A 19,217-nucleotide genomic window follows, 5' to 3' on the forward strand; every position below is an offset into this window, starting at 1 on the left:
CCGGCGCGCGCCCTCAATGCGTCGGTGCGCGATTGCTCTGCACGACCGCAGGCGGCTTGGCGGCGGGGGTATCGCCAAGGCGCACCGTATCGCCGGTGGTGAGGGTCTCCAGCGGGCCGTTCACGACACGGTCGGATGGGGAGAGGCCGGCCAGAACCTCCACGTCGCTACCGATGTCCTGGCCGATCTGCACCTGCTTCATGACGATGGCGTTGTCGTCATTGATCGTCGCCACCTGGACCCCTTGCTCGCCGAAGACCAGCGCCGTCGCTGGCAGGCGCAGCATGTTGGCGTTGGGCTCCAGGTGGAAATGCACTTCGGCATAGGTGCCGGGCCAGAGCTTGCCATCGGGGTTTTCCGCCTGGAGCTGCACCAGCGCCGTGCGGGTCTCCTGGGCAATGGCATTGGACGTGCGGACCACGGTCGCGTCGAAATGCTGGCCGGGATACTGGATGAGGTCCAGCGTCGCCTTGGCGCCGGGCTTCATGTAGGCGATATAGGCCTGCGGCACCCGCACATAGACCTTGACGCGGCTGATGTCGGAGACCTGGAACAGGCCCGTGCCCGTGCCGCCGCCGGAATTGACCAGCGCGCCCACGTCCAGCGCCCGGGCGGTGACGATGCCGTCGAACGGCGCCGACAGCGACTTGAACTGCATCAGGGCGTCGATGCGGGCAAGGTTGGCCTTGGCGGAATCCAGCGCCGCCTGCTTGGCGCGCGCATCGCCGCTCTTCTCGTCGTCGGACTGCTGCGACACCACGTTCTTCTGCACCAGGACCGCGTAGCGCTTCGCGGTGGCGTCGGCGAGGTTGAAATTGGCCTCGGAGGTGGCGACGTCGAACTTGGCCTGGGCGTATTGCTGGTCCAGCTCCGGCGTGTCGATCTCGGCGAGCACCTCGCCCTTCTTCACCGTATCGCCGATGTCCTTATAGAACGCCTTCACATAGCCGCTGGCGCGGGCATAGAGGGAGGCTGCGGCATGGGCCTGGATGTCGCCGGGCAGCACCAGTTCCTGCGCCCCGCCGCCCCGCTGGGCCTTGATGACGTCCACGGTGGGAAGCGCCTGTTCCTTCGTCCAGCTCGCAAGATCCGTCTCGGTTTTCGCCCGGCTGCGGATGCCGGTGAAGACCAGGACGCCGGCCGCCAGCAGGAGGCACAGCCCGCCGAGAAGCACGACGCGCGGCTTCGGTTCGCGGATCTGGTCCGTTTTCAGCTCGTCCGAAGACATTCAGGGCTCCATGGGATGTCGGAGTGAAGAGTGCGGAATGGCACGTCCCTCCGCAAGTAGTCTCTTTTGATATTTGTTCTGATCATGCGTGGGCCGCCCCTTCGGGCGCGCTCGTCCCCTCCGGCAGGGGCGTCTCGGCCGGCTTCTTCAGGTGGTCGCGGGCATGCACGAGGCTGAAGAGGGCGGGCACGAAGAACAGGGTGGCGCAGGTGGCGAAGATGAGGCCGCCGATCACCGCCCGGCCCAGGGGGGCGTTCTGGCCCGCCTCGATGGCCATGGGTGCCATGCCGATGATCATGGCAAGCGCGGTCATGATCACCGGGCGGAAGCGCGTGGCGCCTGCCGCGAGCGCCGCCTCGAATGCATTGGCGCCGGCGGCCAGCTTCTCGCGGGCGAAGCTGATGACGAGGATGGAGTTCGCGGTGGCGACGCCCATGCACATGATCGCCCCTGTGAGCGCCGGCACCGACAAGGTCGTGTTCGTCACGAATAGCATCCAGACGATGCCGGCGAGCGCCGTGGGCAGCGCCAGAACGATGACGAAGGGGTCGATCCAGGACTGGAAGTTCACGACGATGAGCAGGTAGATCAGGACGATGGCGAAGGCGATGCCGATGAAGAGCTGCTGGTAGGCGGACTGCATGGTCGCCACCTGGCCTCGCATGGTCACCCGCGAGCCCTTGGGCAATTGCGGGGACATCTCGGTGATGATCTTGCTCACATCGCTGGCCACGGCGCCGAGGTCGCGCACGGTGGGCGTGCCATAGATGTCCACCACCGGCTGGATATTGTAGCGCGAGACGACTGCGTTGCCGGCGGTGGGCCGGAACAGCGCGAGGCCGCCGAGGAGCTGCGAATTGCCGTTGGCGGAGACCGGCAGGTTCTTCAGGCCCTCCAACTTGTTCATCGTGTATTGCGGCGTCTGGATGGACACCGGGTAGGAGACCCCGTTGTCGGGGTTCAGCCAGTAGACCGGATTGGTCTGGCCGCTGCCCGCAAGGCTCTGCTGCATGCTGGTGGAGGCGTTCTGCTCGGTGAGGCCGACGAGGCCGCCCAGCGTGCGGTTGAAGTCCACCCTCATGGTCGGCTGCCGGAATGCCTGCTGCACCCGCACGTCCGCAAGGCCGGGCACCATGCGCATACGCTCCGCCAACTCGTTGGCGAACACGCGGTTCTCCGCCAGCTTTGCGCCGCCGATCTGGACGTCGATGGGGGCGGGGGAGCCGAAATTGAGGATCTGCGAGACGATGTCCGCCGGCAGGAAGGAGAACACCGTGCCCGGGAACTTCCGCGGCAGCGCCTCGCGCAGCTCGCGCACGTAATCGGCGGTGGGGGCGTGCTCCTCGTTGAGGGTGATGAGGATGTCGGCGTCCACCACGCCGATGGTGCCCGAATTGGAATAGGCGATGTTGATGCCGCTGACGGGCTGGCCGATGTTCGACACCACGCTGCGCAGTTCGTCCGGCGGGATGATCTCGCGCACGGCGGTCTCGACCCGGTCCACGAGCCGTGTCGTGGTCTCAAGCCGGCTGCCGGTCTGCACGCGCACATGCAGCTTGATCTCGCCGGAATCGATGTCCGGGAAGAAGTTCGAGCCGAGGAAGGGCACGAGGCTGAAGGAGACCGCGGTGAAGGCGAGGAAGCCGCCGATCATGTAGAGTCGCTTGCGCAGACCGAGATGGAGCAGCCCCGCATAGGCGCTGTGGACAGCCGCGAAGCCGCGCTCGAACCCCCTCTGGAAGCGCACGAACGGGTTGCGCTTGCGCTTCCCCTCGTTGAGGTGCTGGACATGCTGGCGCAGCAAATAGTTCGCCATGGTGGGCACCAGCGTGCGCGACAGGATGTAGGAGGCGATCATGGCGAACACCACCGCCTCGGCCAAAGGCCGGAACAGATAGCCCGCGACGCCGCCCAGCCCGAACATGGGCACGAAGGCGATGCAGATGCACAGCAGGGAGACGGTGGCCGGCACCACGATCTGCTGCGCGCCATCCAGGATGGCGGTCTCCACCGGCTTTCCCTGCTCCAGGTGCCAGTTGATGTTCTCGATGGTGACGGTGGCATCGTCCACCAGGATGCCCACCGCGAGCGCGAGGCCGCCAAGGGTCATGACGTTGATGGTCTCGCCAAGAAGCGAGAGCATGGTCACCGAGGCGAGGATGGCGAGCGGGATCGACACCGTAATGATCAGGGTCGAGCGCCAGCTGCCGAGGAAGATGAGGATCATCAGGCCGGTGAGGCCGGCGGCGATGAGGCCCTCATGGATCACGCCGGACACGGCGTTCTCCACGAAGGCGGACTGGTCGGCCACCAGCTTCAGGTCGAGCCCGGCCGGCAGGGTCTCCTGGATCAGCGGCATCTTCGCCTTGATGCCGGCGATGATGTCGAGGGTGGAGGTCGACCCCGTCTTCAGGATCGACATGAGCACGCCGCGCTTCCCGTCCAGCTCCACCACGTTCATCTGCGGCGGCGAGGCGTCGTGCACGTTCGCCACGTCGCGCATGTAGACGACGGTGCCGTTGACCACCTTGATGGGGAGGTCACGGAACTCGACCATGCGCTTGGGCGCGTTGTTGAGGCTGACGGTGTATTCGAAGCTGCCGATCTTCTGGGTGCCCACCGGCGTGATCAGGTTCTGCGCGGTGAGGGCGGACACCACATCCTGCGCGGCAAGGCCATAGGAGCGCAGGGCGCGCTGGTCGAGGTCGATCTGCATCTGCCGCACCTTGCCGCCATAGGGGAAGGGGATGGCGACGCCGGGGACGGTGATGAGCTGCGGGCGGATGAGGTTGAGGGCGGTGTCGGCGAGCTGCTGCTCGGTGAGGGTGGCGCTCGACAAAGCGATCTGGAGGATCGGCACGCTGGAGGCGCTGAAATTGAGGATGTTGGGCGGCGTGATGCCCGCCGGCATCTGCTTCAGCACGGTCTGCGAGATGGCGGTGACCTGCGCATTCGCCGTGTTGATGTTCACGTTGGGCTGGAAGAAGACCTTGATGATGCCGTAGCCGGCGACGGACTGGGATTCGATGTGCTCGATGTCGTTGACGGTGGTGGTGAGCGAGCGCTCGTAGACCGAGACGATGCGCCCGGCCATCTCGTCCGGCGGCAGGCCGTTATAGCTCCAGATGGCCGCGATGACCGGGATCCGGATATCGGGAAAGATGTCGGTGGGTGTTCGGAGGGCCGACATCGTCCCGAAGATCAGGATCAAAAGGGCCATGACCACAAAGGTATAGGGCCTGGCCAGGGCCAGCCGGACAATTCCCACCATCGAAAACCGCTTTCCCCAATGCGGTGCCCACGAGGTATCGGCCCCGTACCGGCCACCTAAGCGATGGCATGTTAAAGACGCACCGATGTGAGCAGAGTAACATTCTGTTCATTTGAACGGAAAGGGGCAATTCACTTGTCCCAAATAACGATGCGCGTTGCGTGATGTTACGTTGCGTAATTCATAAGAAGTCGAGACAATCGCGCCCGCTGGGCGCCGGAGCAGGGGCCGAGGGCGCCATCGGCGCGGCAAATCCCCCCCGCAAATGATGGGGTGAACATCTAAAGGGCAGGGGGCGTGTCGTGGCTCACCCTCATCAGGAGCAGGAAGGCCAAGGCAGGCATGGCGGCGATGGAAAAGCACGCGAGATCGAAGCGTCCCGTCAAAGTGAGCACCGTGGCGAACAGGCTGGGACCGGCGACGAAGCCCAGGAAGATGAACACGGTTCCGCCTGCCGAGGCCTCGCCCACCAGGTGAGGAGGGGCGCGGCGAGCGATCTCCGCCTGCTGGATGCCGTTCCAGCCGGACACTGTGATGCCGCCGAGAAACGCCAGAGCAATGAGCGCGGTCAGGGTCCAGTCCGGGTGCGCGAGCGCCAGCGCCAGCGTGACGAGGGTGGAGGCGGCGGCCGCGAGGCGCAGCACCGACAGGCCCGAGCCGATCCGGTCCGCGAGCCAGCCGAGCCCGATGCGCCCCAGAACGCCCGAGGCCTGCATCACCGCGAACACCATTCCCGCCTGGGTCGCCGTGAGATGGAGGGCGCCCACCAGATAGGTCACGAGGAAGGCGTTCCACGCACCCTGGGTGATGCCGAGGATTCCACCTGCGATGGCGATGCGCTGGAGGCCGGGCGCCTTGAGCACGCGGAAGGGCTGACGGACATTGGCGGGCGAAAGAAACAGCCGCAGCCGGAGCTGGTCAGGCGCGCGCCGGGCATCGACGCGCCTTCGCACCATCTGCGCCAGCAGGACCGCCACGAGGAGGACGGCCACCACCGCGAGAAGCGCTGTGCGCCATCCCACATGCAGGGCGAGCGGCGGCAGGAGGAGCCCGGCAGCGGCGCCGCCCAAAGGGACGCCGGCCTGCTTGAGGGAAAAGATCAGGGAGCGGTGGCGCGCCGGCGCATAGCGCATGAGCACATCGCTGCCCGCCGGTGTGGACGGGCCGTAGGCAAGGCCGATCATCAGCGCGGCCATGAACGGCGCCGCGGCCAATGGGGCGGGAAGAAGTGCGATCCCGACGATGCCGAGGAGGAGGCCGATCTGCACCGCCCGGATCGGCCCGACGCCGCGCACCAGCGGATTGCCGCAGGTGAGGAACAAGATGGAGCCCGCCGTGCAGAGGGCAACGAGATAGCCGACCATGGTGGCGGGCCATCCCAGCTCCGCGCCCAGGATGGGGGCGAGCGTGGGCAGCATCTGGTTGAGGAAGGAGGAGATGGTCTGGAGCAGTATGATGGCCGCCAGCGCCGCGACCCAACCCTCCTCGGCATGGGCATGATCCGGAACCCTGCGGCTTTCACCGGACACGGGGCCCTCCCGGCGCCATCGCGCATGGGGCGATGCGAGACGGCCGCGCCCGCTTCAACCGGTCGTGGCCGGCGGACGCCGTTCGCCTGGGGAATGTCATCTGGAAAGTTCTGCTCCGCCTGCTGTAGCGGAACGGTAGCGCTCCTGTGGGGCCCGCATAACCCGGCGCGCAGGCATACTGCTATAACCGGAACGAGGGGTGGCTAGGGGGCTAGGCGGATGGCCGTGCGTGGCCGGACGCTCATCTCCCCATCTGCCGTCGTACCACGGCCGGACGAAGCCCGGCCGTGGTCTGATCGGATCTCCTCAGACCTTCGCGCGCGGGTCTGTCCTTGCGAGCCTTGTGAGGAGATAGTCCACCTCGGCGCGGGCGGCGGGGTTGAGGGCGCCGCCGGGCTTGCGCTGGGCGTCGGAGCCGATGAAGCCGCGGCGCATCAGCACATATTTGCGCACGGCGAGGCCCACCCCCTGCTGCTGCTCGTAGCGCAACAGCGGGAGGTGCGCGTCGAACAGGTCGTGCGCCGCATCGCGCTCGCCCGCCTTCTGCAGGCGCACCACGTCCGCCAGCATTTCGGGGAAGGCATAGCCCGTCATGGCCCCGTCCGCCCCGCGCTCCATCTCGAAGTCGAGGAACAGCCCGCCATTGCCGGTCAGGATGGAGATGGGCCGCATGGACCCGTCCTTTTGGAAGCCGCGCAGCGCCGAGATCTTGTCCAGCCCCGGCCAGTCCTCGTGCTTCAGCATCACGCAGGAGGGGTGGTCCTGGACGATCTGCCGGATCACCTTCGGCGTCATCTGCACCGTGAGGGTGAGGGGATAGTCCTGGATCACGAACGGGATGTCGTCGCCGATGGCCTCGATGGCCTGGCGGTAATAAGTGAGGATCTGGTCGTCGGTGCGCAGGCTGGGGACGGGCGCGATCATCACCCCCGCCGCGCCCTTGTCCATCACCGCGCGGGCGAGCGAGCGCATGGCGGCAAAGCCCGGCGCGGACACCCCGACGATCACCGGAAGCCCCGCCATGCCGGTGACGAAGCGGGCGGCGATGTCGAGGGATTCCTCCGGCTCGAGCTTGGGCGCCTCGCCCATGATGCCGAGCACGGTGACGCCGGTGGCGCCGGCCTGGAGATAGCGCTCCATGAGGGTGCCCATGGAGGCGTCATCGATGCGCCCGTCGGGGAGGAACGGGGTGGGGGCGATGGGGAAGAGGCCGCTGGCGGTGATGTCGAGAGCCATGATGGTCCCCTTCAGATGCTGGCGATGAGCCCGCCATCCACGCGGATGACCGAGCCGGTGAGATAGGAGGCGCGGGCGGAGGCGAGGAAGGCGACCGTGTCGGCATATTCCTGGGGCTCGCCATAGCGGCCGACAGGGATGGAGCCGGTGCTCTCGGCGGAGACCTCCTCCACCGTGCGGCCCTCGCGCTTGGCCTTCTGCTCGTCGAGGAACTTGATGCGGTCGGTGGCGATGCGGCCGGGCAGGATGATGTTGGCGGTGACGCCGTCGCGCGCCACTTCGCGGGCCAGCGTCTTGGACCAGCCGACGAGGGAGAGGCGCAGGGCGTTGGAGATGCCGAGGTTGGGGATGGGGGCCACCACGCCGGAAGAGGTGGAGGTGACGATGCGGCCCCATTTGCGGGCGCGCATGCCGGGCAAGGCGCGGTCGGTGACGGCGATGACCGAGAGCACCATCTGCTGGAAGCTCTTGGACCACAGGTCCGAGGACTGGCCGGCGGCCGGGGTGGGGGGTGGTCCGCCGGTATTGTTCACGAGCACGTCCACCGGGCCGAGCTTGGCCTCGATGGCGGCGAAGCGGTCCTCGATGACGGCGAGGGCGGCGAGGTCCCAGGGCAGCGCGAGGGCGGTGCCGCCGGCTGAAGTGATGGCGGCGGCGGTGCGCTCCAGCGCGGCGGCATCGATGTCGCCGAGGGCGACCTTCATGCCCTCGCGCGCCAACGTGGTGGCGATCGCCGTGCCGAGCCCGCCCCCCGCGCCCAGCACAAGCGCGACCTTGCCGTTCAATCCGAGATCCATGGGATGTCCTCGCCTGGCCCGCCGGATGCGGGCAAATGGGGTGATGGCCGATGACGGAAAGCGCGCCGGGAGGTGTGGCGCCGAAATGCGGGTCAACGACGGCCAAATGCATAAGTCGAAGAATAAATGTCGTCAACGGTAAGATGAAATAAAGTTGTCAGTCGGGTGTCTGGAACATGCGGGAGAAATTGCAGTGTTCCTGCGCGAGCGCGACGAGCGCCGCCAGCAGCACGCTTTCCGAGTCCGCGCGGCGCAGCGCCACATAGCGCACCTCGGGCGGCGGACGGCGGGTGCGGACCACTTCCAGCATGCCCGTATCAATGAGCCAGCCCACGCAGGTGCGCGGCAGATAGCTCACCCCGAGGCCCGACACGGTCATGCTGATGAGCGCCACGAGGCTGTTGGTGCGGATGGTGTGGGCGGGGTTCACGCCCTGGGTGCGCAGCCAGCGGTCATAGAGCAGGCCGGTGCCCGATTTCTCCGCATGGGTGAGCAGCGTGTAGCGCTCAAGATCGTGCATTGCCAATGGCTTATCCACGGGAACGAGGCCCGGGCGGCACATCCAGGCATTCTCCACGGCGCCGAGCTTGGTCCAGGTGACGCGCGGATCCTTCATGGTGTCAGGGACGATGACGATGTCGAGCTCGCCGGCGAGGAGCTTGTCGCGCAGGTTCGTGCTGAGGTCCACGTCCGGCTCGATGGAGACGCCCGCATAGCGCTCGCGGATCGCGCCGATCAGGCGCGGCAGCCAGGTCAGCGCGGTCAGTTCCGTGACGCCGAGGCGGACCTGCCGGCGGATCATTTCCAGCCGGGAGAAGCGTTCCATCGCCGCGTCCCTTTGCTCCAAAAGGTCCTTTGCGAGCTCCAGAACCTGCTTGCCCGCCTCCGTGAGCCAGGCCCCTCGGCGTCCGCGGTCGAACAGCTCGGTGTCGAAAACATTCTCCAGCTCCTGGATGCGCTTGGAGATGGCGGACTGGGTGGTGTGGAGATGGCGGGAGGCAGCGGCAAACCCGCCCAGATGGTCGATCCAGTACAGGGCCTCAAGCTGCTTGAAGGTCATCATGACGGCGCATCCCGGCTAAAATTCAATCGAATTTAGAGATTAAACGCGATCAATAAAAATCGCTTTTTTTTCGCGCCCCGACAAGGAAGACTGAAGGGAAGGAAAAAGGGGATACGTGGGGGAATGGGATCGCAATTCACGATCAATCCGATGCCGCCGCTGGTGCCGGATGCAGTTCTCGATGCATTGCGTGACGTCTCCACGTCGCACATATCCGATAATCTTCAGCGTTTTTCCGGCCTGTGTGGCCTGACGCGCCTGCATGGGTCGGCAAAGCTGGTGGGAACGGCGCTGACCGTGCGCACGCGGCCCGGCGACAACCTCCTGCTCTACAAGGCGCTGACCCTGATGTCCCCGGGCCACGTCCTTGTGGTGGACGGCGCGGGCGAGCCCACCAACGCCCTCGTGGGCGAACTGATGATGCTCTACGCCCAGCAGCGCGGCTGCGCCGGCTTCGTCATCGACGCGGCGGTGCGGGATCGCGCCTCGTTCCGCGAGGCGGATTTTCCTTGTTATGCCAGGGCCATATCCCATCGTGGCCCCTACAAGCACGGGCCGGGCGAGATCAACGTGCCCGTCACCGTGGGTGGGCAGGTGGTGATGCCCGGCGACGTGGTGGTGGGCGACGAGGATGGTATCGTCACCTTCCCGGCGGCTGCCGCGTCTGCCCTGATCGCGGCAGCCGCCAAAACCGCCGAGATGGAAAGCGGCATCCGGGCCGAGATCGCCAACGGAAAGCGCGAACAGGCATGGCTTGATCGCGTGCTCGGGCCACACGGCCTGTAGAGAATTTGCCGAGTACTTAAAATAACAAGACCGCTCAAGAAGAGCGCGCGTCACCCTCAGGAAACGCCCGGGAACACCGATGTCGGATCGCAGCCGCAGAAACCAGAAGTGGATCAACGAGGAATTCTACAAGGTCCTGGATGTCTTCGGATTCCGGGCCGTGATGTTCGTGGAATGGGGCTTCCGTCCGGCGGACGTGCGGCGCACCACGGAGCGCATCAAGATCCCCGGCATGGTGGTGAAGGAATGGGTGCGTACCGCGCGGCAGGAGGAAGAGCTGGCGCGCGAGGCCGAGGCCAAGGGGCACCGCGAGAGCGCGGCTGAATTCTATTATCGCTCCGCGCTCTATTATGGCCCCGCCTGCGGCGTCATCCACGCCAACACGCCGCGCAAGCGCGAGCTCTATGAGCGCCTGATCCACTGCTACACCAAGTTCACGGAGCTGTTTGACGACGCCCCGGTGCGGCGCGTGGAAATCCCCTTCGAGAACGGCAAGACCATCCCCGGCATCCTGCAGACTGTGCCGGGCGTGGAGAAGGCACCCTGCGTGCTCGTGGTGCCCGGCATGGACACCATCAAGGAATACATGCCGAGCCCCTACCACAATCATTTCCGCCGCCGGGGCATGGCGACGCTGACCATCGACGGGCCGGGCCAGGGCGAGAGCAATGTCCGCGAGACCTGGGTGACGCTGGACAATTTCGAGCGCGCCGGCGCCGCCGCCATCGACTTCCTGGAGAAGCAGCCCGGCATCGATGCGAGCCGCATCGGCACCTATGGCTGGAGCATGGGCAGCTATTGGGCGCCCCGCATCGCCGCCCACGACAAGCGCATCAAGGCGCTGGTGGGCGCCATGGGCGTCTACGGCCAGAAGGACACCATCTTCAAGCATTCCAAGCCCGCCTACCGGGCCAATTACATGTACATGTCGAACATCCGCGACGAGGATGCCTTCGACGAGATGACGGACCAGATGCTGCTGAGCCCGGTGGCCGGCGACATTAAATGTCCCACGCTGCTGGTGATGGGCGAGTTCGACGAATTGTGCCCGCTGGAGGATGGCGAGGAACTGTTCGACGAGCTCACCTGCCCGAAGGAGCTGTGGGTCTACGAGAACGAGACCCACACCTTCGGCGGGCGCCTCCCGGACTTCTACCTGCACGTCGCCGACTGGATGCGCGACGCTCTGGACGGAAAGCTGGCCGAGGGACACGCAAAGCGCGTCGACTTCGCGGCCCGCTGATGAATGCCGCCGGCGGCAAGACCGCCGGCCAATAAGAATAAATCGGCAAAAGATGCCGGGATGAGCAACCCTTGGGGAGTGAACATGACAGGCCTTTTCGCGGACGCTCGCACCTCTTTCAAACCTCGCATCCTGGCCGCTGCGGCCCTGCTCGCCGCTGCCATCTGCGGCGCGCCGGGGGAGGCCGCCGCGCAGGCCGACTACCCGAACAAGCCGATCCGCATGGTGGTGCCGTTCCCGCCCGGCGAGTCCCTGGACGCGGTGGCGCGCACCATTGCCGAGCCCTGGGGCAGGCTGCTCGGCCAGAACTTCGTCGTCGACAACAAGCCCGGTGCCGGCGGCATGATCGGCACCGACTTCGTCGCGAAGTCCGCGCCTGACGGCTACACCATCCTGATGGGCAATGTGGGCGGCCTCGCCATCATCCCGGCCATCAAAAGCGATGTTCCCTACAACGTGTCGAAGGATCTGACGCCCATCTCGCAGGTGGCGAGCGTTCCGTTCTTCCTGTTCGTAGGCGCGAGCCAGCCGTTCCAGTCGGTGCAGGACATCATCGACTACGCGAAGCAGAATCCGGGCAAGATCAATTACGCATCCACCGGCATCGGCTCGGGCGTGCATCTGGCCGGCGAGCTGTTCAAGTCGCAGACGCAGATCGACATTGTCCATGTTCCCTATAAGGGCGTGAGCCAGGCGCTGCCGGATATCATCTCCGGCGGCATCCAGATGGTGTTCTATCCCGTCACCTTCGCGCCGCAGGTGAAGGCCGGCCAACTTCGGGCGCTGGTGGTCACGGCGCCCAAGCGGATCGCCGCCTTGCCGGACGTGAAGACTTCGGCGGAGATCGGCATGCCGGACCTCATCGCTTCGTCCTGGCACATGGTGCTCGCCCCGGGGGGAACGCCGCAGCCCATCATCGACAAGCTGTCCAAGACCCTGCTCCAGGTGCTCGCCGATCCCGCGATCCAGGCGAAGCTGGCCAATCTCGGCGCGGAGACGGTCGCGAGCACGCCGGCCGAGGCCAAGGTGTTCCTTGACGCGGAACTGGCCAAGTGGCGCGCCGTCGCGAAGTCCTCGAACATCACCATGAACTGAACGAAGTGACAGAGATGACCACCACACCCACGGGAGACGCGGCGCCGTTCGCCGCGCCGCCCCACCTCGATGTCCGCACGCCCAATGTGAAGCTGCCGCCGAACTCCTGCGACAGCCACGCCCATGTGTGCGGCCCGCTGGACCGCTATCCCTGCTTCGCCGACCGCATCTATTCGCCGCCGCCGGAGGCGAACCTCGAGAACTACCGCGCCATGTTGGCGGCGCTGGGCGTCGAGCGGGCGGTGCTGGTGCAGCCGAGCTTCTATGCGGACGACAACACCGCACTGCTCGACGGCCTCAATGCCATGGGCGCGAACGCCCGCGGCATTGCGGTTCTGCGCGATGATGTTCCCACCGCCGAGCTGGAGCGCCTCAACGCGGCCGGCGTGCGCGGCGTGCGGTTCAACATCGTCGATGTGAAGGACGGCAAGGGCGTCCTGCCCATGGAGCAGCTGCACCATGTGGCGAGCCGCGTCGCGCCGCTCGGCTGGCATGTCGAGTTGCTGATGCACGTGAACGAATTCCCGGACATGGACACGGCGTTCGCCGGTTTTCCCACCGACATCGTGGTCGGCCATCTCGGCTATGTGCCCTCGCGCCTTGGCACTGGCGATGCCGGCTTCAAGGCGCTGATGCGGCTGATGCGCGACGGCAAGGCGTGGGCGAAGCTCACCGGGCCCTACCGCATCTCTGCCCAGGACATGCCCCATGCGGATATCGTGGAGTTCGCCCATGCGCTGGTGGACGCTGCTCCGCAGCAGCTCGTCTGGGGCTCCGACTGGCCGCATGTGAAGGTCTCCTGGTCCATCCCCATGCCCAATGACGGCGACATCGCCGACCTCCTGGGCACCTGGGTGCGCGATCCAAAAGTGCGCGAGCAGGTGCTGGTGGAGAATCCGGCGCGGCTCTACGGCTTCTCCTGAGCCTGAGGCACGGAGGCTTCCATGACGTCCCTGATAGATCGCTCGTCCACCCTCGATCGCATGCGCGCCGCGCTGAAGCTCGATAAGGCGAAGACGGTGGTGCTCACCATCGATTGCCAGCGCGGGAACCTGGAGCCGGAACTGGCCTCGCTGCCGGTGCCGGCGCCGGAATGCGCCCGCGTGATCGCCGGCACGAATCGCCTCATCGGCCTCGGCCGCACCCATGGGCTGGACATCATCCACCTCACCACGGTGTTCGAAGCGTGCCTTCTGGGCACGCACCCGTTCGAGCGGGCCATGCTGGAGCTGAATGAATCCTTCTCCCCCGGCAAGAAGAGCGACTTCAAGCGCCATAAGAGCCCCGGCTCGAAGGAAGCAGAGTTCGTCCCAGACCTGGACGTCCAGCCGTCCGACCTCATCATCGACGGCAAGCGCACGTTTGACGGCTTCGAGGGCACGCCCCTCGACCGGCTGCTGCGCGCCATGGGCAAGGACACCCTGCTCATCGCCGGCTGCAACACCAACACCTGCGTGCTGTCCACCACCTTCGGCGCCTATAACAGGGGCTACCGCGCGGTGGTCATTTCCGATTGCGTCGCCTCCGCCTATGGCGAGGACCTGCACGCCTTCGCGCTTTCCAACATCCAGCGTCGCCTCGGATGGGTCCTCGACCTCACCGACCTTGAGGCGAAGCTCGCTGCCTGATCTCAGATTACGGAGCCCATCATGTCGTCCCCCGGCACGCCCACCCTTGGTCCTTGGACCCAGACCTTCCCCGGCAACATGGTCTGGTCGAACGCGACCCTGATCACCAAGGGCATGGCGCAGTACAATGCCGTCTCCATGGCCGAGATCGATGAGGTGTGCGAGCGCCTGCGCGTGCGCCAGCAGGAGCCCGATGCGTGGCGCCAGGAATGGAGCGCCATGGGCGCGAAGATCGAGGCATATGCGGACGAGGCGGAGGCGGCTGGTCACATCCTCACGGCGGGCAATTATTACCTGCGCGCAGGCATGTACTGGTTCACCGCCGAGCGGTTCGTGGAGCCGGGCGAGGAGAAGCGCGCCATCGGCCAGAAGGCGCTCGACCTTCAGCAGAAGGGGCTTTTGATCCGCTATCCCAATATCGAGCGCGTCGAGGTGCCGTTCGAGGGCGGCTCGCTGCCCGGCCTGTTCATGAAGGCGCCGGGCGCGGAAGGCCCGCGGCCCACCATCGTCGTCTTCGACGGCATGGATAATTGCAAGGAGATGAGCATCCTGTTCGCCGGGCTGGAATTCGCCCGGCGCGGCTGGAACACGCTCTCCATCGACGGCCCGGGGCAGGGCGAGTCGCTGCGCCTGCGCGACCTGTCCGCCCGCTACGATTACGAAGTGGCGGGCTCCGCGGCCTATGACTGGGTCGCTGCCCGTCCCGATGTCGATCCCGACCGCGTGGTGGTCATGGGCTATTCGTTCGGCGGCTATTATGCCGGGCGGGTCGCGGCCATGGAGAAGCGCTATGCCCTCGGCGTCGCCTTCGCAGCCCTGCACTGGGACCTCGCCGGCTGGCAGGCCGAGATCAAGCGCAAGCAGGAGGCCGACCCCAAGTCCACGGCCCAGTCCACCTTCCATTTCCGCTGGGTGATGGGCAAGGAGACCGCGGGCGAGGCCATCGAGAAGGCGAAATCCTTCTCGCTCGCCGGCATCGCCGACCAGATCACCAAGCCGTTCCTGATCGTCCATGCGGAGGAGGACAAGGTGGTTCCCTCTCCCTCGGCCCGCAAGCTTTACGAGGCCATCGCCTCGCCGCGGAAGCATCTGAAGATGTTCAATGCCGAGACCGGCAGCGCCTATCATTGCCAGATGGACAACCGGCAGGTGGGCGTCGACTACATCTCGGACTGGATCTCCGACAACCTGCCCGCCTGAGCGAGGCGTTCCATGGATGACGTCACGCTCCTGGTGAACGGCGCCGAGCATAAGGTGGCGGCGGCGCCGGACACGCCGCTGCTGTACGTGCTCCGCAACGACCTGAAGCTGAAGGGCGCCAAGTTCGGCTGTGGCCTTGGCCTATGCGGAGCCTGCACGGTGATGATCGACGGCCGCAAGGCCCTGTCCTGCGATACGCCGCTCTGGGCGGCCGTGGGCAAGCAGGTCACCACTATCGAGGGGCTCGCGGAGGACGGCGTGCCACATGCCGTCCAGGACGCGTTCCTGGCCGAGCAGGCGGCCCAATGCGGCTATTGCACCGGCGGCATGGTGGTGGCCGCCGCCGCCTTGCTGCGGGAGAATCCGCAGCCAAGCCGGGAGGAGATTTGCACGGCCATGGCGCGAAACCTCTGTCGCTGTGGGGCCCACCCACGCATCATCCGCGCCATCGAGCGGGCGGCGGACGCTCTACGCCCATGAGCGCCCCTGGCCTTCCCTCCGGCCTGAAGGCGAACCCCCGCATTTCCGGCTGGGTGCGCTTCAATGAGGATCGCACCGTCACCATCGCCACCGGCAAGGTAGAGATCGGCCAGGGCATCGTCACCGCCATGGCCCAGATCGCCGCGGAGGAACTGGATGTGGACCTTGCCCGGTTGCGCATGGTGTCCGGCGACACGGCGGCGGGGCCGGACGAGGGCATCACCTCCGGCAGCCGCTCGGTGAGCGAAGGCGGCGCCGCGCTGAAGCTCGCCTGCGCCGAGGCGCGGCACCTGCTCCAGGAAGCAGCCGCTGCGCGGCTCGGCTGTGCCCCGTCGGACCTTTGCGTTGCGGACGGCGTGTTCCTCCGGGACGGCATACCGACGCCACTCTCCTATTGGGACTTGCCCCACGCGGCGCTGCTCAATGCCGAAGTCAGAGGCACGGCCGCGCCGAAGCCTGTGGCGCAGCATCAGGTGGTGGGGCAGGCGGTCCAGAGGCTCGACCTTTCGGACAAGGTGATGGGCCGCCCGCGCTTCCTCCAGGATATCGAGCTGCCGGGCATGCTGTTCGGCCGCGTGGTGCGCCCGCCCACCGGCGAGGCGCGGCTGCTGGCCTTCGATCCCGAGCCCATCCAGGCCATGCCGGGTGTCGTCGCCGTGGTGGTGGACGGCGCCTTCATCGGCGTCATCGCCGAGCGCGAGGAGCAGGCGGTGGCGGCGCGGGCCAAGGCGCTGAAATCCGCCCAATGGGATCATGTGGCCCTTCCGACCGATGACGGCGATGTCTGCGACTGGCTGCTGGCCCAGCCCAGCGTGGACAAGGTGGTGGTGGATTGGCGCGATGAGGACGCCGCGGCGCGTGGTGAGCGGGAGTTCCAGGCCCGCTACACCAAGCCTTACATTGTCCATGGAGCCATCGGCCCGTCTTGCGCGCTCGCCCGCACGGTGGATGGCCTCTATGAGGTCTGGTCCCACAGCCAGAGCGTCTTCCCGCTGCGCCGGGATCTCGCCACCGTGCTCCAGGTGCCCCACGACCATGTGGTGGTCCACCATGCGGAGGGTTCCGGCTGCTACGGCCATAACGGCGCCGACGATGTGGCCCTCGACGCCGTGCTCCTCTCGCGCGCGGTCGCGGGGCGGCCGGTGCAGGTGCAGTGGATGCGCGAGGACGAGTTCGCCTGGGAGCCCTATGGGCCGGCCATGGTGGTAGACGTCCGCGCCGAACTCGATGCGGAGGGTGCCATCGTCTCCTGGCAGCTCGATGGCTGGAGCAACGGCCATCTCTCGCGGCCGGGCGTTGCCGGGAATGCGGGGCGCGTCTCTTCGCTCATTGCCGCCTGGCATCTTGCCGATCCGGTGGCCCGCTCGCCCCAGGTGGACCCGCCCATGGGCCCGCACGGGGTGGAGCATGGCGGCCTCTCGCGCAATGCGGTCTCAACCATCTACGATTTCCGGAACCAGAAGGTGGTGGGCCACCGGGTGGACGAGCTGCCGCTGCGGGCCTCCTCCCTGCGCGCCATCGGCGCCTATGCCAACGTTTTCGCCATCGAATCCTTCATGGATGAGCTGGCGCTGGAAGCGGGTGTGGACCCGCTGGATTTCCGCCTGCGCCACATGAAGGATCCCCGCGCCCGGGCGGTGCTCCAACTGGCGGCGGAGCGCGCCGGATGGGAGCGCGGCGTTGAGAGCGACGGCACCCGGGGGCGGGGCCTCGCCTGTGCGCAATACAGCAACCATCTCGGCTATTTCGCCATCGTCATCGATCTGGATGTGGACCCCGACGTGCGCGTGGCGCGCGCCGTCGCTGCCGTGGATGTGGGGCTGGTGGTCAACCCCGACGGCGTCCTCAACCAGGCGGAGGGCGGCATCGTCCAGGCCATCAGCTGGACGCTGAAAGAGCAGTTGCGCTTCGGGCGGGACGGCGAGCGTAGCACCAATTGGGAGGACTATCCCATCCTCGATTTCACCGAGGTGCCCGAGATCGAGGTGCACCTCATTTCGCGCCCGGAGGAAGAACCGCTCGGGTCCGGGGAGATGACCATGGGACCCACGGCCGCCGCCATCGCCAACGCCCTCTCCCATGCCCTCGGCGTGCGCATCCGCGACCTGCCGCTCACCCGGGAGAGGATCCTCGCCGCGTTCGGCTAGGGGCGGCCACTGCGTTCGCTCCGGCGCTCGTTGCTGTCGATGCCATAAGGCATGTCGCAAATCGAGCACTGACGCGATGGTACAATCTCCATTGACACGCGCTGGGTCCATCGACTTTCCTGGCTGAATATGGCCAGGACCTTGTCCGGCTCTGGCGGTCATCGGCACGATCTGCATCGTGGGAACCTGGCGGTCGGGGAACGTGGAACGATGAGCCTCGCTGAGACGGCAAGCGGTCCGCGTCGTCTCTTCTCGATCGATATCAGCTGGCAGAATGTGGCCTTCTCGCTGAGGACTGCCGCAGCCGCGGTCCTGGCGCTGGCGCTCGCCTATTGGCTCGAGCTGAGCGACCCGCAATGGGCGACGCTGACGGTCTATGTCCTGGCGCAGCCGACGGTCGGCGCCGCGCTTGCGAAGGGCGCGTGGCGCACGGTTGGAACGGTGGGCGGCGGGGTGTTCGGGCTCGTGCTCGTGGCGCTGTTTTCCCAGGCGCCCGAACTGCTCGTGGCGGGCACGGTGCTGGCGGTCGGAGCGAGCTTCTATGCCGGCGCCCGGCTGCGCAACTATTCCTCCTACGGCGCGCTGCTCGCGGGCTACACGACATTGCTGGTGGCCTATGAGGGTTCCGCCAATCCCCTCCATGCCTGGTCCATCGCCGCCGACCGCACCACCGAGATCCTCATCGGCATCGCGTGCAGCACCGCGGCGAGCCTGTTCGTCTTCCCGCGTTATGCGAGCGATGCCCTGCGTGAGGCGCTGGCCCGCACATTCAGCGGGCTGGTGCGCTATGTGGCGATCGCCCTGCGCCTGTCGACGCCCCCCGACATCTTCGTCCAGCTGCGCCGGCGCATGGTCGCCGAGGTGATCTCATTCCGGGATGCGCAGGTCATGGCGCGCGATTCCAGCGCCATATCGGCCGAGTCCGCCGATGCGTCGCGCACCAAGGCGGGCGAGGCCGCGGCGGCCCTGCAGCTCGCCCGGTCCCAGCTCGCCACCGCTGAGCTCAATCTGGAGCGCAGCACGGTGCGCTCGCCCGTGAACGGCTTCGTCACCAACCTCACCGCCACGGTTGGCGACTATGCCACCAAGGGGACGGGGGTGCTCGCGCTGGTCGATACCGACTCCTTCTACGTCTATGCCTACTTCATGGAAACCAAGCTCCCGGCGATCAAGACCGGCAGTCAGGCCGAGGTCCGGCTGATGGCTGGCGGGACAGTGCTGCGCGGCACGGTGCAGGGGCTGAGCCGGGCTATCGCGAACCCGACAGCCACCGGACGCGGGTTGCTCGCCTCGGTCGACCCGAATTTCGAGTGGATCCGTCTCGCGCAGCGCATTCCGGTGCGTATCGCCTTGGAAAAGGTGCCGGCGGACCTGGAATTGGTGGCCGGCATGTCGGCGACCGTCGTGGTCCATCCGCCAACCCGGGCCATTGATCCGGCGGCTCTGTGGCGGCGTTGCCCTTCCCCCGGAGCCTCAAATGGCCTAAGCGCGGGCGCAGTTCCACCCCAGGGGTT

At 66.6% G+C, this 19,217-nt stretch carries 14 protein-coding genes and 1 pseudogene; 9 read left to right on the forward strand and 6 right to left on the reverse strand.

Going from position 1 to position 19,217, the window contains the following annotated elements; genetic code table 11:
* Positions 1-13: 13 nt before the first annotated feature.
* The 6 genes from ABLE91_RS04715 to ABLE91_RS04740 all read right to left on the reverse strand — a co-directional run bounded on the left by ABLE91_RS04715 (position 14) and on the right by ABLE91_RS04740 (position 9,124).
* Positions 14-1,228, reverse strand: coding sequence for an efflux RND transporter periplasmic adaptor subunit (locus tag ABLE91_RS04715; RefSeq protein WP_348928875.1), 1,215 nt, complete (start codon positions 1,226-1,228; stop codon positions 14-16).
* 82 nt (positions 1,229-1,310) lie between these two features.
* Positions 1,311-4,499 (reverse strand): efflux RND transporter permease subunit, encoded by a 3,189-nt coding sequence (locus tag ABLE91_RS04720; protein WP_348928876.1) that lies wholly within the window; start codon positions 4,497-4,499, stop codon positions 1,311-1,313.
* A gap of 281 nt (positions 4,500-4,780) precedes the next feature.
* Entirely contained in the window at positions 4,781-6,028 is a 1,248-nt protein-coding gene (locus ABLE91_RS04725; protein WP_348928878.1) for an MFS transporter, read from the reverse strand.
* A 306-nt stretch (positions 6,029-6,334) separates the two neighbouring features.
* On the reverse strand, positions 6,335-7,264 hold the full coding sequence (locus ABLE91_RS04730; protein ID WP_348928880.1) for a dihydrodipicolinate synthase family protein: 930 nt from the start codon (positions 7,262-7,264) through the stop codon (positions 6,335-6,337).
* An 11-nt stretch (positions 7,265-7,275) separates the two neighbouring features.
* On the reverse strand, positions 7,276-8,061 hold the full coding sequence (locus tag ABLE91_RS04735) for an SDR family oxidoreductase (protein WP_348928882.1): 786 nt from the start codon (positions 8,059-8,061) through the stop codon (positions 7,276-7,278).
* A 157-nt stretch (positions 8,062-8,218) separates the two neighbouring features.
* A complete protein-coding gene (locus ABLE91_RS04740) occupies positions 8,219-9,124 on the reverse strand; it encodes a LysR family transcriptional regulator (protein WP_348928884.1) in 906 nt (301 codons plus the stop codon).
* A 123-nt stretch (positions 9,125-9,247) separates the two neighbouring features.
* Here ABLE91_RS04740 and ABLE91_RS04745 point away from each other — a divergent pair, with 123 nt between their 5' ends.
* The 9 genes and pseudogenes from ABLE91_RS04745 to ABLE91_RS04785 form a co-directional block, all read left to right on the forward strand.
* Complete coding sequence (locus ABLE91_RS04745) at positions 9,248-9,910, forward strand: RraA family protein (protein ID WP_348928885.1); 663 nt, start codon at positions 9,248-9,250, stop codon at positions 9,908-9,910.
* 79 nt (positions 9,911-9,989) lie between these two features.
* Entirely contained in the window at positions 9,990-11,153 is a 1,164-nt protein-coding gene (locus tag ABLE91_RS04750) for an alpha/beta hydrolase family protein (RefSeq protein ID WP_348928887.1), read from the forward strand.
* A gap of 84 nt (positions 11,154-11,237) precedes the next feature.
* Positions 11,238-12,248 carry a Bug family tripartite tricarboxylate transporter substrate binding protein gene (locus ABLE91_RS04755; RefSeq protein ID WP_348928889.1) on the forward strand — a complete coding sequence of 337 codons (1,011 nt, stop codon included), beginning with the start codon at positions 11,238-11,240 and terminating at the stop codon, positions 12,246-12,248.
* Positions 12,249-12,262: 14 nt separating this feature from the next.
* Positions 12,263-13,171 (forward strand): amidohydrolase family protein, encoded by a 909-nt coding sequence (locus ABLE91_RS04760; RefSeq protein ID WP_348928891.1) that lies wholly within the window; start codon positions 12,263-12,265, stop codon positions 13,169-13,171.
* 21 nt (positions 13,172-13,192) lie between these two features.
* Positions 13,193-13,876: a cysteine hydrolase family protein gene (locus ABLE91_RS04765; protein WP_348928893.1), complete on the forward strand. Its 684-nt coding sequence runs from the start codon at positions 13,193-13,195 to the stop codon at positions 13,874-13,876.
* Between the two features lie 21 nt (positions 13,877-13,897).
* Positions 13,898-15,076, forward strand: a complete 1,179-nt coding sequence (locus ABLE91_RS04770; protein WP_348928895.1) for an alpha/beta hydrolase family protein — start codon at positions 13,898-13,900, stop codon at positions 15,074-15,076.
* A gap of 12 nt (positions 15,077-15,088) precedes the next feature.
* Positions 15,089-15,556, forward strand: coding sequence for a (2Fe-2S)-binding protein (locus ABLE91_RS04775; RefSeq protein WP_348928896.1), 468 nt, complete (start codon positions 15,089-15,091; stop codon positions 15,554-15,556).
* A complete protein-coding gene (locus tag ABLE91_RS04780; protein ID WP_348928898.1) occupies positions 15,553-17,703 on the forward strand; it encodes a xanthine dehydrogenase family protein molybdopterin-binding subunit in 2,151 nt (716 codons plus the stop codon). The genes ABLE91_RS04775 and ABLE91_RS04780 overlap by 4 nt, the downstream gene beginning before the upstream one ends.
* Positions 17,704-17,913: 210 nt before the next feature.
* Positions 17,914-19,104, forward strand: a pseudogene (locus ABLE91_RS04785) (FUSC family protein); the annotation flags it as partial.
* Between the last annotated feature and the right edge of the window lie 113 nt (positions 19,105-19,217).

The organism is Aquabacter albus, from assembly GCF_040049275.1.
Taxonomy (GTDB): Bacteria; Pseudomonadota; Alphaproteobacteria; order Rhizobiales; family Xanthobacteraceae; genus Aquabacter.

Excerpts from the sequence above, each read along its gene's own strand:
- ABLE91_RS04715 (WP_348928875.1), bottom strand. The coding sequence starts at position 1,228 with ATGTCTTCGGACGAGCTGAAAACGGACCAGATCCGCGAACCGAAGCCG.
- ABLE91_RS04720 (WP_348928876.1), bottom strand. The coding sequence starts at position 4,499 with ATGGTGGGAATTGTCCGGCTGGCCCTGGCCAGGCCCTATACCTTTGTG.
- ABLE91_RS04730 (WP_348928880.1), bottom strand. The coding sequence starts at position 7,264 with ATGGCTCTCGACATCACCGCCAGCGGCCTCTTCCCCATCGCCCCCACC.
- ABLE91_RS04735 (WP_348928882.1), bottom strand. The coding sequence starts at position 8,061 with ATGGATCTCGGATTGAACGGCAAGGTCGCGCTTGTGCTGGGCGCGGGG.
- ABLE91_RS04740 (WP_348928884.1), bottom strand. The coding sequence starts at position 9,124 with ATGATGACCTTCAAGCAGCTTGAGGCCCTGTACTGGATCGACCATCTG.
- ABLE91_RS04745 (WP_348928885.1), top strand. The coding sequence starts at position 9,248 with ATGGGATCGCAATTCACGATCAATCCGATGCCGCCGCTGGTGCCGGAT.
- ABLE91_RS04750 (WP_348928887.1), top strand. The coding sequence starts at position 9,990 with ATGTCGGATCGCAGCCGCAGAAACCAGAAGTGGATCAACGAGGAATTC.
- ABLE91_RS04755 (WP_348928889.1), top strand. The coding sequence starts at position 11,238 with ATGACAGGCCTTTTCGCGGACGCTCGCACCTCTTTCAAACCTCGCATC.
- ABLE91_RS04760 (WP_348928891.1), top strand. The coding sequence starts at position 12,263 with ATGACCACCACACCCACGGGAGACGCGGCGCCGTTCGCCGCGCCGCCC.
- ABLE91_RS04765 (WP_348928893.1), top strand. The coding sequence starts at position 13,193 with ATGACGTCCCTGATAGATCGCTCGTCCACCCTCGATCGCATGCGCGCC.
- ABLE91_RS04770 (WP_348928895.1), top strand. The coding sequence starts at position 13,898 with ATGTCGTCCCCCGGCACGCCCACCCTTGGTCCTTGGACCCAGACCTTC.
- ABLE91_RS04775 (WP_348928896.1), top strand. The coding sequence starts at position 15,089 with ATGGATGACGTCACGCTCCTGGTGAACGGCGCCGAGCATAAGGTGGCG.
- ABLE91_RS04780 (WP_348928898.1), top strand. The coding sequence starts at position 15,553 with ATGAGCGCCCCTGGCCTTCCCTCCGGCCTGAAGGCGAACCCCCGCATT.